This window comes from Thermoanaerobacterium aotearoense (assembly GCF_009905255.1).
Classification (GTDB): Bacteria; Bacillota; Thermoanaerobacteria; order Thermoanaerobacterales; family Thermoanaerobacteraceae; genus Thermoanaerobacterium; species Thermoanaerobacterium aotearoense.
On sequence record NZ_CP047602.1, the window covers coordinates 531,429 to 547,472 of the forward strand.

12 protein-coding genes are annotated in these 16,044 nt (G+C 38.8%); 9 read left to right on the plus strand and 3 right to left on the minus strand.

Features of this window, described 5'->3' with window-relative positions; translation table 11 throughout:
* Positions 1-12: 12 nt before the first annotated feature.
* The 3 genes from GSH73_RS02510 to nifJ form a co-directional block, all read right to left on the minus strand.
* On the minus strand, positions 13-960 hold the full coding sequence (locus GSH73_RS02510) for an AEC family transporter (protein ID WP_014757010.1): 948 nt from the start codon (positions 958-960) through the stop codon (positions 13-15).
* A 72-nt stretch (positions 961-1,032) separates the two neighbouring features.
* On the minus strand, positions 1,033-2,244 hold the full coding sequence (locus GSH73_RS02515; RefSeq protein WP_014757009.1) for an NADP-dependent isocitrate dehydrogenase: 1,212 nt from the start codon (positions 2,242-2,244) through the stop codon (positions 1,033-1,035).
* A 142-nt stretch (positions 2,245-2,386) separates the two neighbouring features.
* Positions 2,387-5,914 (minus strand): pyruvate:ferredoxin (flavodoxin) oxidoreductase, encoded by a 3,528-nt coding sequence (gene nifJ, locus GSH73_RS02520; RefSeq protein WP_014757008.1) that lies wholly within the window; start codon positions 5,912-5,914, stop codon positions 2,387-2,389.
* A gap of 576 nt (positions 5,915-6,490) precedes the next feature.
* Here nifJ and GSH73_RS02525 point away from each other — a divergent pair.
* From GSH73_RS02525 to GSH73_RS02565, 9 genes are all read left to right on the plus strand, one after another.
* Positions 6,491-8,359 (plus strand): DUF4914 family protein, encoded by a 1,869-nt coding sequence (locus GSH73_RS02525; protein ID WP_014757007.1) that lies wholly within the window; start codon positions 6,491-6,493, stop codon positions 8,357-8,359.
* Positions 8,360-8,471: 112 nt separating this feature from the next.
* Positions 8,472-9,368: a glutamate formimidoyltransferase gene (gene ftcD, locus GSH73_RS02530; protein WP_014757006.1), complete on the plus strand. Its 897-nt coding sequence runs from the start codon at positions 8,472-8,474 to the stop codon at positions 9,366-9,368.
* Positions 9,369-9,426: 58 nt separating this feature from the next.
* A complete protein-coding gene (locus GSH73_RS02535; protein ID WP_014757005.1) occupies positions 9,427-10,062 on the plus strand; it encodes a cyclodeaminase/cyclohydrolase family protein in 636 nt (211 codons plus the stop codon).
* Positions 10,063-10,269: 207 nt separating this feature from the next.
* Positions 10,270-11,328 (plus strand): BMP family lipoprotein, encoded by a 1,059-nt coding sequence (locus GSH73_RS02540; protein ID WP_014757004.1) that lies wholly within the window; start codon positions 10,270-10,272, stop codon positions 11,326-11,328.
* Between the two features lie 51 nt (positions 11,329-11,379).
* Positions 11,380-12,906, plus strand: a complete 1,527-nt coding sequence (locus GSH73_RS02545; protein WP_014757003.1) for an ABC transporter ATP-binding protein — start codon at positions 11,380-11,382, stop codon at positions 12,904-12,906.
* A 2-nt stretch (positions 12,907-12,908) separates the two neighbouring features.
* On the plus strand, positions 12,909-13,964 hold the full coding sequence (locus GSH73_RS02550) for an ABC transporter permease (protein WP_014757002.1): 1,056 nt from the start codon (positions 12,909-12,911) through the stop codon (positions 13,962-13,964).
* Complete coding sequence (locus tag GSH73_RS02555) at positions 13,961-14,884, plus strand: ABC transporter permease (protein ID WP_014757001.1); 924 nt, start codon at positions 13,961-13,963, stop codon at positions 14,882-14,884. The genes GSH73_RS02550 and GSH73_RS02555 overlap by 4 nt, the downstream gene beginning before the upstream one ends.
* Positions 14,885-14,892: 8 nt before the next feature.
* On the plus strand, positions 14,893-15,615 hold the full coding sequence (locus tag GSH73_RS02560) for a GntR family transcriptional regulator (RefSeq protein WP_014757000.1): 723 nt from the start codon (positions 14,893-14,895) through the stop codon (positions 15,613-15,615).
* 14 nt (positions 15,616-15,629) lie between these two features.
* Positions 15,630-16,025 carry a cytidine deaminase gene (locus GSH73_RS02565; RefSeq protein ID WP_014756999.1) on the plus strand — a complete coding sequence of 132 codons (396 nt, stop codon included), beginning with the start codon at positions 15,630-15,632 and terminating at the stop codon, positions 16,023-16,025.
* Positions 16,026-16,044 lie beyond the last annotated feature (19 nt).

The window sequence follows — 16,044 nt, forward strand, 5'->3', positions numbered from 1 at the left end:
GATAACTGCCCTTTAAAATATATTGCTTATTATGTACATGTATATTGGCACCACGATTAAACTTAAAAGATTTGTTGCGGCTATCATGATGGATGGGTATTTCTGATCGCTTTTGTAAGCATGGGCTACAATCGCTATTTGCGTCATGACAGGTAAAGCGCTTTGAATGACAAATACTTTTTCTAAAAGAATATTGAGTTTGAAAAGGTGAAGCACCAGTATCGTTATGATGGGTGCTATTATGATACGACCTATAAGCAAAAATAAGACGTTCTTGTCCAATTTAAAATCCTTCAAGTCTGTCATGTAGATGGATATTCCTATAAAGATCATCGATAGAGGTGTTGTAAGCTGACCGATGTATTTTGCTGTGTCGACTAAAAATTGAGGTGTTTTTATTCCCAGCAATATGAAGATGATGCCTACGATGTATCCTAAAAGCGGCGCAGAAAATATCTTTTTTAATGCCTGATACATTGAAAAATTTCCATTTGGGTCTTCTACATCTTTTCTTATGTTGTAAAGCCCCAACGTCCAAAACAGTGTTGTATTTGCAACGTAATACAAAAGCACGTACGGGACGGCTTTGTTGCCAAACAGTGCTTGATTGACAGGAAGGCCTACAAATATCGTGTTGGAAAAGGCAAATATGGCAGAAAACAAACCTGCCTTTTTCCTATCGAATTTTAGCAAGATTACAAGCATGTTAGCGATTAAATATGTTATCAAAATGCTCAGAAAAGCGGCGATTAAGCCAAATATCATGTGAGACAACTGACTTCTTTCAAGATTTTCGATGACAGTGTAGAACATGAGACATGGAAGTGAGATTTTGACGACGATTCTTGAAAAAAGCTCAGATGCAGATTCATCCAGCCATTTTTTATATGAAAGAACATAACCTAAGACGATAATGAGGACAATAGGCAAAATGCTTTCAATTCCATTTAATAATACCAATTTATATCCCTCGCAGAAAGTTGTATTTGAAAAGGCAGAAATGCCCTTTAATGGCTAAAGAGCATTTCTTAATTAAAGCAACTTTTCAAGATTGTTTTTGATTTCGTTTAAGAATTCTTTGGTGTTTACGGCTTTTTTATCAGGAAGTTCTGAGATTGCAGCCAAATCTTTAGTCATTATGCCATCTTCTATTGTTTTTAAAGATGCTTCTTCCAACTTTTCAGCAAATTTTATTAAGTGCTTGTTGCCATCTAATTCACCGCGCTTTTTCAATGCGCCAGTCCATGCAAATATAGTAGCTATAGGGTTTGTAGATGTTTCTTCACCTTGCAAATACTTGTAATAATGGCGCGTCACTGTTCCATGGGCTGCTTCGTATTCAAAATCACCGTCAGGAGATACTAATACAGATGTCATCATTGCCAAACTTCCAAAGGCTGTAGCCACCATGTCTGACATTACATCTCCGTCGTAATTTTTCAAAGCCCATATCATGCCGCCTTCTGATCTTATGACTCTTGCTACTGCGTCGTCTATCAATGTGTAAAAATACTCGATTCCAGCTTCTTTGAATTTATCTTTGTACTCGCTTTCGTACATATCATTGAATATGTCTTTAAAAGTGTGGTCATATACTTTTGAAATGGTGTCTTTTGTGGCAAACCATAGGTCCTGCTTTTGACTTAATGCGTAGTTGAAACAAGCTTTTGCGAAGCTTTTTATTGACTTGTCTATGTTGTGCATCCCCATCAAAATTCCTGGACCGTCAAACTCGTGTATGGTCTGCCTTTCGATGGAATTATCGTCGTACGTCACTACTAATTCTGCTTTAGCTGCCTTTTCCACCCTGTATTCTACGTCTTTGTACACATCTCCATAAGCGTGACGCGCAATCGTTATAGGCTTTGTCCAGCTTTTTACGAGAGGTTTGATGCCGTTTACCAGTATTGGAGTCCTAAAAACGGTGCCGTCCAATATAGCCCTTATGGTGCCATTGGGGCTTTTCCACATCTTTTTTAAGTTGTATTCTTCGACTCTTTGAGCATTAGGTGTTATAGTTGCGCATTTGACGCCTACTTTGTGCTTTTTTATCGCATAGGCGGCATCTACAGTCACTTGGTCGTCTGTCAAATCTCTATTTTTAAGACCCAGATCGTAGTATTCTGTATTCAGTTCTACAAAAGGATGTATAAGCGTGTCTTTTATCATCTGCCAGATGATTCTGGTCATTTCATCGCCATCCAGCTCTACGATAGGATTTGCCATCTTTATTTTTTCTCTCATATCATCCGCTCCTTTTATGTAGTTTATAACATTAATTATATAAAACATTAAATAGATAAACAAGAGAAAAATTTAGAAGGAGGCAACTAACACATAAAAAATTAATGAGCGAAAGCAATTTCGCTCATTAATTGTGGTGAAGCTAATTTTGTTCAGCAAGCTTCTTGTATGTTTCGTATTTTTCTTTTGCAAGTTCTTCAGCTTTTTCAAACAAAGCTTCTGCTCTTTCTGGGAATGTCTTTGCCAGTGAAGAATAGCGAACTTCTCCCATGATGAATTCTTTGTATGAAGCTGTTGGAGCCTTTGAGTCAAGGATGAATGGATTCTTGCCCTCAGCTTTAAGCATTGGATTGTACCTGTATAGGTGCCAGTATCCAGCTTCAACTGCTTTCTTTTCTTCTATCTGGCTGCAACCCATTCCAAGCTTGATGCCATGGTTGATACATGGAGCATATGCTATTATAAGCGATGGGCCAGGATAGCTTTCTGCCTCTTTCAAGGCTTTTATTGTCTGTGCTTGGTTAGCGCCCATAGCTATCTGCGCAACATAAACATATCCATAGCTCATTGCAATGCGTCCTAAATCCTTCTTGCCGATTCCTTTACCTGCTGCAGCAAATTGTGCTATAGCGCCTACTGGTGTCGCCTTTGATGATTGACCACCTGTGTTTGAATACACTTCTGTATCAAATACAAGAACATTTACGTCTTCACCGGATGCCAGCACATGGTCAAGACCACCAAAGCCTATATCGTATGCCCAACCGTCACCGCCAAATATCCACTGTGACTTCTTGACAAGATATTCTTTCCTATCAAGTATTTCATTTAAAAGTTCTTTGACTTTTGAGTCATCTGTCTTGTAGTCCTGTATCAATGAAACTATGATATTGGCTGTCTTCTTTGTTATCTCAGAGCTATTGAAATTGTCAAGCCATAACTTTAACGCATTCTTTAAATCTTGCGTAAGATCTAATTCTAATGCTTCTTTTACTATATCAGCCAATTTTTCTCTCTGTTGTTTTACAGCTAATGCCATACCGAAGCCAAACTCAGCGTTGTCTTCAAACAGTGAGTTAGCCCAAGCTGGACCATGACCATCTTTGTTTACTGTGTACGGTGTAGATGGTGCGCTGCCACCCCAGATGGATGAGCAACCTGTAGCATTTGCGATAAGCATTCTATCGCCAAATAATTGTGTTACAAGCCTTGCGTATGGTGTTTCGCCGCATCCTGCGCAAGCACCAGAGAATTCAAGCAAAGGCTTCTCAAATTGGCTGCCCTTTACCGTATCTGTTCCTAATGGATTCTCCTTGTATGATAATGACATAGCGTATTCCCAATTCTTTGCTTGATCTAACTGTGTCTCTAAAGGCTTCATTATGAGAGACTTTTCTTTTGAAGGACATGTGTTTGCGCATACGCCACAGCCTGTACAATCAAGCACGCTCACTTGAATCCTGAAGTTCAATCCTTCTAAGCCCTTACCGATAGCTTTTTTGGAAGTAAATCCTTCAGGAGCGTTTTTGACTTCTTCTTCATTTAAGAGGAATGGCCTGATTGCTGCATGTGGACATACATACGCACACTGATTGCACTGTATGCAGTTATCTATCTGCCATTCAGGCACATCTACGGCGATACCGCGCTTCTCGTATGCTGCAGTGCCCATTGGGAATGTACCGTCTTCCATGCCTACAAAGGCGCTTACAGGCAATTTGTCTCCTTCTTGTCTATTCATAACATCTGCTATATTCTTTATGAAATCAGGAACATTTCTTTCTACTTTAGCTTCGTCTTCAGCATTTGCCCACGATGCAGGAACATCTACCTTAACAAGTGCATCTATTCCACGATCGACGGCTGCGTAGTTCATGTTGACTATCTTTTCGCCTTTATGACCGTAAGACTTCACAATAGCATCTTTTAAGTGTTTAACTGCTTCATCAATAGGAATGATGTTCGCAAGCTTAAAGAATGCTGATTGCATTATCATGTTTATTCTTGCGCCAAGACCTAATTCTTTTGCTATGTCAACTGCATTTATGATGTAGAAATTGATGTTGTTCTTAGCGATGTACCTCTTCATAGAAGCAGGTAGCTTTTCATCGAGTTCTTCTGGTTTCCATGTGCAGTTTAACAAGAATGTGCCGCCTTTTTTGAGGCCTGCAAGCACATCGTAGTTGTACACATAAGCCTGTTTATGGCATGCTACAAAATCAGCATTGTTGATAAGGTACGTTGACCTTATTGGCTTTTTGCCAAAGCGCAAATGGGATATTGTTACGCCGCCAGACTTCTTAGAGTCGTATGAGAAGTATGCTTGGGCATACATATCAGTGTTGTCGCCGATTATCTGTATAGCACTCTTGTTTGCGCCAACTGTGCCGTCTGAACCAAATCCCCAGAATTTGCAGCTTATGGTGCCTTCTGCTGTTGTTTCGATTTCTTCACCAACAGGAAGCGATGTGTATGTCACATCATCCACTATGCCAATTGTGAAGTTGTTTTTCGGTGTATCTGACTTTAGGTTGTCAAATACTGCCACTATTTGAGCTGGTGTAGTGTCCTTAGAGCCTAAACCGTAACGCCCTCCTACGATAATAGGTTTCATTTCACTGTCGTAGAAAGCTGCTCTTACATCTTCATAAAGCGGTTCGCCAAATGCGCCTGCTTCTTTCGTCCTGTCTAATACGGCTATCTTCTTTACTGTCTTTGGTATAGCATCCATGAAGTGTTTAAATGAGAAAGGCCTGTAGAGATGTACTTTTACGACACCTACTTTTTCGCCTTTTTTCAGCAAGTAGTCGATTGTCTCCTCAATCGTCTCTGTAACTGAACCCATAGCGATTACAATGCGTTCAGCGTCAGGAGCACCATAGTAGTTAAATAGCTTGTACTCTCTGCCTGTAATCTTGCTTATTTCCTTCATGTATTCTTCTACTATTTCTGGCACAGCATTGTAGTACCTGTTGGATGCTTCTCTTTCTTGGAAGTATATGTCAGGGTTTTGAGCTGTGCCTCTTGTGACAGGATGCTCTGGATTTAATGCTCTCTTCTTGAATTCTCTTACTGCATCCATATCTAAAAGCTTTCTTAAATCTTCATAGTCCATTACTTCTATCTTCTGATATTCGTGAGATGTCCTAAAACCATCAAAGAAATGCAAAAATGGCACTCTACCCTTTATAGCTGCTAAATGTGCAACTGAGCCTAAGTCCATGACTTCCTGAACACTGCCTGATGCAAGAAGCGCAAATCCTGTTTGTCTGCATGCCATTACGTCTTGATGGTCACCAAATATTGATAGCGCATGTGATGCAAGGGCACGAGCGCTAACGTGGAATACGCCTGGCAAAAGTTCACCAGCGATCTTGTACATATTAGGAATCATCAATAGTAATCCTTGTGATGCTGTGAATGTTGTAGTTAGTGCACCAGCAGCAAGAGAACCGTGTACTGCACCAGCAGCACCTGCTTCTGACTGCATTTCGATGACTTTCACTTCTTGCCCAAAGAGATTTTTTCTGCCGTGGGCACTCCATTCATCGACGTGCTCTGCCATAGGTGATGATGGAGTTATAGGATAGATGGCAGCTACTTCTGTAAAGGCGTATGCTACGTGTGCAGCGGCTGTATTGCCATCCATGGTTTTCATAACCTTCGACATTGTATTTCCCCTCTCTTTTTAAATTTATATTTAAATCTAAGGATATATAAGCAAACTATTATAATACAGCATAAACAAATATGTACTGTTATACAACAGCGGTTAAGCGATTATATAACAGTTTTCTGAAAATGCTTATATATATACCTTTAGACTTTATATAACAGTTCCACGATAATTATATCACAGATAATTAAAATATAAAAATATTTTTTTGACAAAAATTTATTCATAAAAATTATGAGCTGGTCATATTATGTGATATAATATTGTTAAGTTGCCACAGCATCTATAATTTAATATTTCGGCTAATTGTGTATTTTGTTAAGCAGGGATTGACTTTAATGCTTGAAAATGATAAAATAAATTACATGAATTTTTTCTACATTGAAGGAAAGTAAATAGGGGGTTTCTATGAAAGGGTTGCTTTGCAAATTTACCGCTTAGCCAGTATTTATCTAATTTATAGATAGATAGTGGCTTTTATAAAATATTTCAAATATTAAAATTCTGCATAATATCACGTCTATTATTTCAAAAATTTTCATATCGTGTGAAAGGAATGAGATAGAAAATATGGAAAATGGCATTTTAGATTACTTTATACTACCTGATGAAGTTTCTGATATTTTAAGAAGTGGAAGAGAGATAATTATTCCTGAAAGTAGAAAAGAACTATTAGATTTGACGATAGGCGGCAGCGGAAACGACACGTTTGAAGTGTCATACGAAGTGCCAGGAAAAGGGAAAGTCGTTGAAGCCACTGTTGCAAAGTGCAAAAATGGCTTTGCAGTAAATTACCCTGAGCCTTACATGAGGCGGCGAGAACCAAACTGCATGGTTATAGCTGATGACAAAGACACTGATAAGGCTAGGTACAAAGACAGGTTTGGCGAGGACTTTGAACCTTTAAGGCTTGAGACTTTTAATTGGCTAAAGAAGCAGGATTTGATTGTAATGCCATTTATGGCTGGTGATGAAAGATTAGGATATGCTTCGTTGGTGATTGCACCAAAAAATGCTGGTTTTTTTGTCCTCGCTCTTGCAGACATCCAAGGTTTTATACCGAAGGAAAAAATCAGTGAGAACTTTAAACCATGCTCTATCATATTTGTAGCACCTCCTTTCAGGCATACCCATTTCAATGGAAAGCAAGTTGTCGTTCATAACAGGCTTGAAGACATGCAAGAACTATTTTCCTACAATTTATATCCTGGCCCAAGTGCGAAAAAAGGAGTTTATAGCGTTCTTTTAGATGTAGGTGAAAAAGAAGGATGGATAACAGCCCATGCATCTACTGTAAGGGTCATAACACCTTATGACAACATAATGACTATCATGCATGAAGGTGCCAGCGGTGGCGGAAAAAGTGAGATGACTGAGCAGCTTCCAAGGGAATTGGATGGAAGGATACACTTTGGCACTAACATCGTGACTAAAGAAAAATTCTACATGGAACTTAAAGAAAACAGCGAATTGCAGCCTGTTACAGACGACATGGCATTATGCCATCCATCATATCAAGATGCAAGCAAAAAGTTAGTTGTTAAAGATGCGGAAAACGGATGGTTTATAAGACTTGACCATGTTACAGAGTACGGTTCAAGTCCCGATCTTGAAAAATTGTGTATCCATCCGAAAGAGCCTCTCCTTTTCCTTAATATTGATGGTGTACCTAATTCTACATGCTTAATATGGGAGCACATAGAAGATAGCCCTGGAAAGCCTTGTACTAACCCGAGAGTCATAATGCCAAGGGGATTCATTGCAAATACAGTAGATGATGCTGTAGAAGTCGACATAAGAAGTTTTGGAGTGAGAACTCCTCCATGCACAAAAGAAAATCCTTCTTATGGCATATTAGGCGTGCTTCATGTACTGCCACCATCTATTGCTTGGCTTTGGAGGTTAGTGGCTCCAAGGGGCTACGCAAATCCCAGCATCATAGACACTGAGGGGCTAAGCAGTGAAGGCGTTGGTTCATATTGGCCGTTTGCCACAGGAAAGATGGTAAGACATGCAAATCTTATTTTGGAACAAATACAGAATACGCCTGCCACAAGATATGTACTCATACCAAACCAGCATATAGGTGCCTATAAAGTCGGATTTATGCCTCAATGGATTGCGAGAGAATACCTGTCGAGGCGTGGTGGTGCAAAATTCAGGCCCGATCAATTGACAGAGTCAAAGTGCCCTCTATTGGGTTATTCTTTGGAGTCGCTTAAAATAGATGGTGAATTTATGCCAAAGCATTTCTTGCAGGTGCACTTGCAGCCTGAAGTGGGCGAAGAAGCATTTATGAATGGTGCAAAGATATTGACTGATTTCTTTAAACAAGAGCTTAAGAAATATTTGACTCCGGATTTGTCAAAACTGGGCAGAGATATTATAGAATGTTGTCTTGACGACGGTTCTTTTGATGATTATATCAATATTCTGTAAATGCGGATCTTCTGATCCGTATTTTTTTATCGCAATTATTGAAAAAACATTGACATTATTGTATTCTCAATTCGAGAAATAACTTATTAAATTTATGATAGCGGAGGTAAATATGAAAAAAATCGTAGAATGTATTCCGAATTTCAGTGAAGGCAGAGATCAAAAAAAGATCGCAGCCCTTGTGGCGGAAGTAGCATCTGTAAATGGCGTTAAATTGTTAGACTATACCATGGACAAAGACCACAATAGGTCTGTCATAACATTTTGCGGAGATGTGGATGGAATAAAAGAAGCTGCCTTTAATGTGGCTAAAAAAGCTTCAGAATTGATCGACATGAGGCATCATAAAGGACAGCATCCAAGAGTTGGGGCTTTAGACGTTTTGCCATTTGTGCCTCTTAAGAATGTAACTATGGATGAATGTGTAGCGATAGCAAAAGATGTAGGAAGGCGCATAGGAGAAGAACTTAAAATACCTGTGTATCTTTATGAAGAAGCTCAGGAAAACCCATCAAGGAAAAATCTTGAAGATATAAGGAGAGGTGGATATGAAGGCTTTTTTGAAAAAATAAAAATGCCTGATTGGGCTCCTGATTACGGACCGCATGTGATGAACGAAAAAAGCGGTGTAACTGTTGTAGGTGCCAGAAATTTTCTGATAGCTTTTAATGTAAATTTAGGTACAACTAACATAGACATTGCAAAGAAAATAGCAAAGGCAATAAGACATTCTTCAGGAGGTTTCAGATACTTAAAGGCGATGGGAGTAGATTTGAAGGAGAGAAATGTTGTGCAAGTTTCAATGAATTTCACAAATTACGAGAAGACGCCATTGTATAGGGTTTTTGAAGTCATCAAAAATGAAGCATCAAGGTATGGTGTAAATATCGTTGGCAGCGAACTTATCGGACTTATACCTGCTAAAGCGCTGTTTGACACTGCTGAGCACTATCTGATGATGGAAAACTTTAGCTATGATAAAGTAATAGAAAATAGAATTTACGAGTAGGTATTCAAGATAAGGGAAATAAGGTATAATTAAGAAAAAGGACAAAGGAGGCATATTTATGTTGGTAAACGAAACTTTAGAAGAGTATGTAAAAGATGTATCGTCTTCAAAGCCTGCACCTGGCGGTGGAAGTGTATCTGCTCTTGTTGCAAGCTTAGGTGTGGCGTTGTCGTCAATGGTCTACAATCTTACAATTGGCAGAAAGTTCTACGATGAGTACGACAGCGATATAAAAGACGAGATTGAAAGCGGACTTAAAATATGCGAAAGGCTTATATCAGAGTTAATGCCTTTAGTAGATGAGGATAAAAAAGCGTACGAAGATGTCATAAAAGCCATCAAAATGCCTAAAAATACTGATGAAGAAAAGGCTTTAAGAAGTCAAAAATTAGATGAAGCTTATTTGAAAGCGATAAATGTGCCACTTAAGTTAGCAAGGCTTTTAAGCGAAGGCTTTGCACCTACTTTGCTTATTGCTCAGTATGGCAATCCAAATGCAATATCAGATGCGGCAGTTGGTGCGCTGCTTTTATTCGCAGGGCTTCAAAGCGCCTATATAAACGTAAAAGTAAATGCTAAATTTTTGAAAGATAAATCATTGGCAGACAGCGCCGTTGAAGAATGTGAGAGTTTGATAAAAAGGTATGAACCTGTAAAAGACGAAATACTTAATACTTCCATAAAAAATTTGTGATAGATAAGGTTTAAATGTAAATGTATTAAAAGGTGAGAAAGAGAGAGAAAATAAGAGAAAATGCCATATAATTTCATGATACAAGCGTAGGAATAGTGTTGTACATAACCATTGTTAGAATTATAATGTTGTTAGATGTCAGACAACAGACGGAAATTGAAAAGCTAAATATTAGAAAAACGATATCAAAAATAGGAGGATGAAGTAATGAAAAAATTACGTGCAGTTCTTTCATTAATGCTGGCATTTGTTTTGACTTTATCACTTTTATCAGGATGTTCTTCAGCTACAAAACAACAACAGTCATCACAATCAAATAATACGACTCAAAATGCGAAGAACAAAGATTTTAAAGTAGGTCTTGTAACAGACGTTGGCGGTATAAATGACCACAGCTTCAACCAATTGGCATATCAAGGGCTTGAAAAAGCTAAAAGTGAGCTTGGTGTTACAGCTAACTTTATTCAATCTAAACAACAGACAGACTACGTCACAAATCTTACACAATTTGCTCAGCAAAAGTACAATTTAGTAATAGCTGTAGGATTCCTTATGAAAGATGCAGTTGAACAAGTATCAAAAGAATTTCCTGATACGAAGTTCTTGATCATCGACTCAGATATTACTGATAGACCTAATGTTGCGTCTGCTACATTTAAGACAGAGCAGTGCGGATACTTAGTAGGTGTAATGGCAGGTCTTATGGAAAAAGAAAAGAATTCAAAGCTTAATGATCAAAACGTCGTTGGCGTTGTAGGAGGAATGCAGATTCCACCTGTTGACAGCTACATTGCAGGTTTCCAACAAGGCGTAAAAGCTGTAAATCCTGATACAAAGGTACTTGTAAGCTACACAGGAAACTTCAACGACCCAGCATCAGGAAAGCAGATGGCTTTGACACAAATAAGCCAAGGAGCAGATATAGTATTCCATGTTGCAGGACAAACTGGTGATGGTGTTATAAATGCTGCTAAAGAAAAGAATGTATACGCAATAGGTGTTGACGCAGACCAAAATTACATGGCTCCTGATACAGTTATGACATCAGCACTTAAAAAAGTTGATGTTGCAACATTTGAAACTATAAAGAATGCTCTTAACAACAACTTTAAGAGTGGTCTCGTGTACTTTGACTTAGCAAATGATGGTGTCGGTTATGCTAAGCCGATAAAAGATGTTCCACAATCTATAATTGATAAAGTTAATGAATATGCTAATAAGATAAAAGACGGTACGATAAAAGTTTCAGATCAAGTACAGAAATAATGGCTAACTTAGGGGCTGACAGAGTTCAGCCCCTTTTTAGGAGGTATGTTAATGAGTGCATTATTAGAAGTTAAAAATATTACAAAAATATTTCCTAAGGTTAGGGCAAATGATGGTGTCAATCTAACTGTAGAAGAAGGAGAAATCCACGCCATCTTAGGTGAAAATGGTGCAGGCAAATCTACTTTGATGAATATTATTTATGGATTGTATAAACCTGACTCTGGCGAATTGAAGCTAAGTGGTGAAACTTTAAATCTAAGTGGTCCCCATGAAGCTATAGAGAAAGGCATTGGAATGGTTCACCAGCATTTCATGCTGATACCGGTTTTGACTGTTGCAGAAAATATAGTCCTTGGTGCTGAACCTGGTGGCATTCCTTACAACAAGAAGAAAGCCAATGAATTGATTCGAGAAATATCAAAAAACTATCATCTTGAAATCGATCCAGATGCAAAAGTGAAAGATTTATCAGTTGGACTTCAACAGAGGGTAGAGATATTAAAAGCATTCTACAGACATGCTAAGCTTCTGATTTTAGATGAGCCTACTGCTATGCTTACTCCACAGGAAACGGAAGAACTGTTTGGAATAATGAGGAGATTAAAAGAACAGGGCATTTCTATCATATTCATCAGCCATAAGCTGGATGAGGTTAAAGAGATTTCTGATAAAGTTACAGTAATGAGAAGGGGTAAGACGGTAGGCACTCTGAATACAAAAGATACAAATGAGCAAGAATTGGCCAATTTGATGGTAGGAAGGGAAGTCGTCCTAAGAGTAGACAAATCAGAATACAAACCGGGCGATGTAGTGCTTTCAGTAAAGGATTTGACTGTTTTAGATGAGCAAAACATTGAAAAAGTGAAAAACGTAAGCTTTGAAATAAGAAGCGGAGAGATATTTGGACTGGCAGGCATTGATGGAAACGGACAGACAGAGCTTATTGAGGCTTTGATGGGTCTTAGACAGATTAAATCAGGTGTCATCAAATATCAAAATAGCGACATTGAAAAATTGCCTACGAGGGAAAGGTACAAGCTTGGCATATCTTATATTCCTCAAGATAGACAGCAGGAAGGGCTTATCATGAAGTTTAGCATTGCAGACAATTTGATATTAAAAGAATACAAAGATAGCCGTTATTCGAAGAATGGTGTCATACAGTATAAAAAGGTATTTGAAAATGCATCGAAAAAGGTTGAAGAATACGACATAAGGCCTACTGATTATACTCTTTTAGCAGGCAACCTTTCAGGTGGCAACCAGCAGAAGATAATCCTTGCAAGGGAAGTCGGTTCAAATCCAAAGCTTTTGATAGCTGTTCAGCCTACAAGAGGAATGGATGTTGGTGCTATTGAATACATCCACAAAAAGCTTTTAGAGCTTAGAGATGGAGGTTCAGCGATACTGCTTGTTTCATTAGAATTAGAGGAGATAATGTCGTTGTCTGACAGAATCGGAGTAATCCATAATGGTGTAATAATGGATATATTGGATGGCAAGTCTGCTACAAGGGAAAAAATTGGACTGCTTATGGCAGGTTCTCAAATTGACTCAAAGGAAGTCGAGGTGTGATCATGAGTAAAGTGTTAAAAAGCATTTATATGCCAATATTAGCTGTTGTAATTGCAATCATTATTGGTTCTATAATAATGTTGGCTACAGGTTTTAATCCAGTAGCTGCGTACGCGTCACTATTTATAGGTGCATTTGGAACACTACCAAATATAGCAAATACACTTGCAAATGCTGTCCCGCTTATCATAACAGGTCTTGGCGTTGCAATAGCATTTAATGCAGGACTTTTCAATATAGGTGCTGAGGGACAGTATTGGATTGGCGCTATTGTAGGCACATGGATAGGCTATTCATTTAAAGGGCTTCCATGGTACATCCATATACCTCTTGCACTTATTGCTGCAATGATCGCTGGAGGATTGTGGGGAGGAATAATTCCTGGATTTGCTAAAGCATATACTGGCGCACATGAAGTCATTACGACTATGATGATGAGCTATGTAGCGATTTATTTTAGCCATTACCTATTAGAGTTTGGACCAATGATGGAAAAAGGTTCTGTGCCTCAATCACCGCTTATCAGAGATTCTGCTGTGATACCTACCATCGTGCCAAACACGCAATTGTCTTATGGCATAGTTATAGCCTTGGTTGCAGCCCTTTTCGTCTACTGGCTTATGTATAAGACTGTCTGGGGATATGAGATGAGAGCCGTAGGGTTTAACCAGAGAGCATCAAAATACGCTGGAATGAATGTCCCTTTTAATATAGTTTTGTCATTGAGTTTAAGCGGCATATTTGCAGGTCTTGCAGGAGCAGTCCAGATTTTAGGCGTTCAGCATAGGCTTTACGATAGCTTCACATCAGGATATGGATATACGGCAATAGTTGTAGCACTGTTGGCAAAAAACAATCCTATCGGCGTCGTATTTTCGGCTCTTTTGTTTGCTGCACTTGGAACAGGTTCCCAATACATGCAGCTTAATGCACAGGTGCCTGGTCAGTTAACAGATGTTATAACAGGTCTTATCATATTCTTTGTTGCTGCAGACAAGATCATTGAATTATTTAAAACCATGTTTAAGAAGCAGAAAAAGGAGGAGTTAGCATCATGAAAGAGATTTTATTAAATCCTCAGTTGTGGTCGGCAACCCTTGCAATGGCAACACCATTGGCGCTGCCAGCCCTTGGAGGAACTTTTTCTGAGAGATCTGGCGTCGTAAATATTGCTATGGAAGGTATAATGCTTATTGCGGCTTTTTTTGCTGTACTATTTGCCCATCTTACAGGAAGCGCATGGCTTGGCTTGTTAGGTGCGGTAATAGTCGGCATGATAGTTGCTGTGATATTTGCTTGGGCTGCAGTAACACTTACTGCTGATCAGGTCATTCTCGGTATGGCAATAAATATATTTGCATCGGGATTTACAGCGTATCTTTTGAATACAATTTTTGGATTTAGCGGTACGCCTACAGATACGCCCATGCTTCCAAATATAGATATTCCGATTATTAAGAATATACCATTTATAGGACAGATATTAAGCGGCAACAGCGTCATAGTGTATTTAATGATAATATTGATATTTGCTTCAGATTACTTCTTATTCCACACTAATCTCGGCTTAAGGATAAGGGCAGTTGGAGAAAATCCTGAAGCGGCTGAAACTGCAGGAATCAATGTAATAAAGTTAAGGTATTTGGGAGTTGCTTTAAGTGGCCTTTTCTCGGCAATAGGCGGTGCATATCTCTCAATAGGCCTTTTAAACAGCTTCAGCACAGACATGTCCAGTGGCAGAGGTTACATCGCTTTGGCAGCTATGATATTTGGTAAATGGACGCCTTTTGGTTCTTTTGGCGCAGCTTTGCTTTTTGGCTTTGCTACTGCTTTGAGCATGCAGCTTCAAAACAGTGCCTTGTCAAAAAATATAATCATGATGCTTCCATATATTCTCACAGTTTTGGCTCTTGTAGGTGTTGGCGGCAAGAGTGTACCACCTGCGGCAGATGGCGTTCCGTATACTCCTAAGAAATGAGGATCAATATGTTAGTGCCTGACAAAAAGCCACTTTATGAATTAGCCTTAAACAAGATGGAGGAGCTTATTAAGACTGGCGTATGGAAGGAAGGCATGAAACTTCCTTCTGAAGCTTCTCTATCGAAAGAATTTGGAATAAGCAGAGCTACACTCAGGGAAGCTATGAGAATAATGGAAGATGAAGGCCTTATAATGAAACAGCAAGGCGTTGGGACATTTGTCAGAAAAAAGCCGATAATTAGAAGTGGGCTTGAGGAGCTTTTTAGCGTCACGTCCCTTATTAAAAGGCAGGGGATGAAGCCTGGCACGAAGGACTTTACTTTCTACAAATTGCCTGCTTTAGAAAGCGAAGCAGAGAAATTAAAACTAAATCCTGGCGAAGAAATTTACAAAGTTGAAAGGGTAAGGACTGCTGATGGTATACCTGTTGTCTACTGTGTAGACAGATTGCCGCATAAAATAGTAGGAGATAATTTTAACGGTTTTGAGGAATCTATGTTTACTTTTTTGGAAAAAGAGCACAGCATAAAGATAACGTACGCTGTATCAAGTATTAAAGTCGTAAAAAATGATGTGATATTGGAGAAAAAGCTTAATATAGGGAAAAATGGTTCGGTTTTGCTTTTAGAGCAAATACACTACGATGAAAACAATAGGCCGATTCTTTTCTCATCAAATTATTTTAATGCGGATAAGTTTGACTTTTACGTCATCAGGAAGCGGGACTGATGGGAGGTATGATGATGGATTACGAAAAGTTGTTGGAGGCTGCAAAAGAGGTGAGGGAAAGTGCTTATGCACCATATTCTAAATTTAAAGTTGGAGCCTGCGTTGTAACAAAAAACGGGAAGATCTACAAAGGATGCAATATCGAAAATTCTTCATATGGACTCACTAATTGTGCCGAAAGAACTGCACTTTTTAGTGCTTACGCAAATGGAGATAGAGAGATAGAGGCGATTGCAGTTGTAGCTGATACAGATGGACCTGTCTCACCTTGTGGCGCATGCAGACAGGTCATGTACGAGTTAGGTGGAGAAGACATGACGGTTATCTTGGGAAACATGAAGGGAGATTTTGTAGTAAAAAAAGCAAAAGATCTTCTGCCGTATGCATTTTCTCTGAAAGATGAAAAATAATATTCGTGATATTTATTTG

Coding starts and splice junctions, on each gene's coding strand:
- GSH73_RS02515 (WP_014757009.1), bottom strand. CDS start 2,244: ATGAGAGAAAAAATAAAGATGGCAAATCCTATCGTAGAGCTGGATGGC.
- nifJ (WP_014757008.1), bottom strand. CDS start 5,914: ATGTCGAAGGTTATGAAAACCATGGATGGCAATACAGCCGCTGCACAC.
- GSH73_RS02525 (WP_014757007.1), top strand. CDS start 6,491: ATGGAAAATGGCATTTTAGATTACTTTATACTACCTGATGAAGTTTCT.
- ftcD (WP_014757006.1), top strand. CDS start 8,472: ATGAAAAAAATCGTAGAATGTATTCCGAATTTCAGTGAAGGCAGAGAT.
- GSH73_RS02535 (WP_014757005.1), top strand. CDS start 9,427: ATGTTGGTAAACGAAACTTTAGAAGAGTATGTAAAAGATGTATCGTCT.
- GSH73_RS02540 (WP_014757004.1), top strand. CDS start 10,270: ATGAAAAAATTACGTGCAGTTCTTTCATTAATGCTGGCATTTGTTTTG.
- GSH73_RS02545 (WP_014757003.1), top strand. CDS start 11,380: ATGAGTGCATTATTAGAAGTTAAAAATATTACAAAAATATTTCCTAAG.
- GSH73_RS02550 (WP_014757002.1), top strand. CDS start 12,909: ATGAGTAAAGTGTTAAAAAGCATTTATATGCCAATATTAGCTGTTGTA.
- GSH73_RS02555 (WP_014757001.1), top strand. CDS start 13,961: ATGAAAGAGATTTTATTAAATCCTCAGTTGTGGTCGGCAACCCTTGCA.
- GSH73_RS02560 (WP_014757000.1), top strand. CDS start 14,893: ATGTTAGTGCCTGACAAAAAGCCACTTTATGAATTAGCCTTAAACAAG.
- GSH73_RS02565 (WP_014756999.1), top strand. CDS start 15,630: ATGGATTACGAAAAGTTGTTGGAGGCTGCAAAAGAGGTGAGGGAAAGT.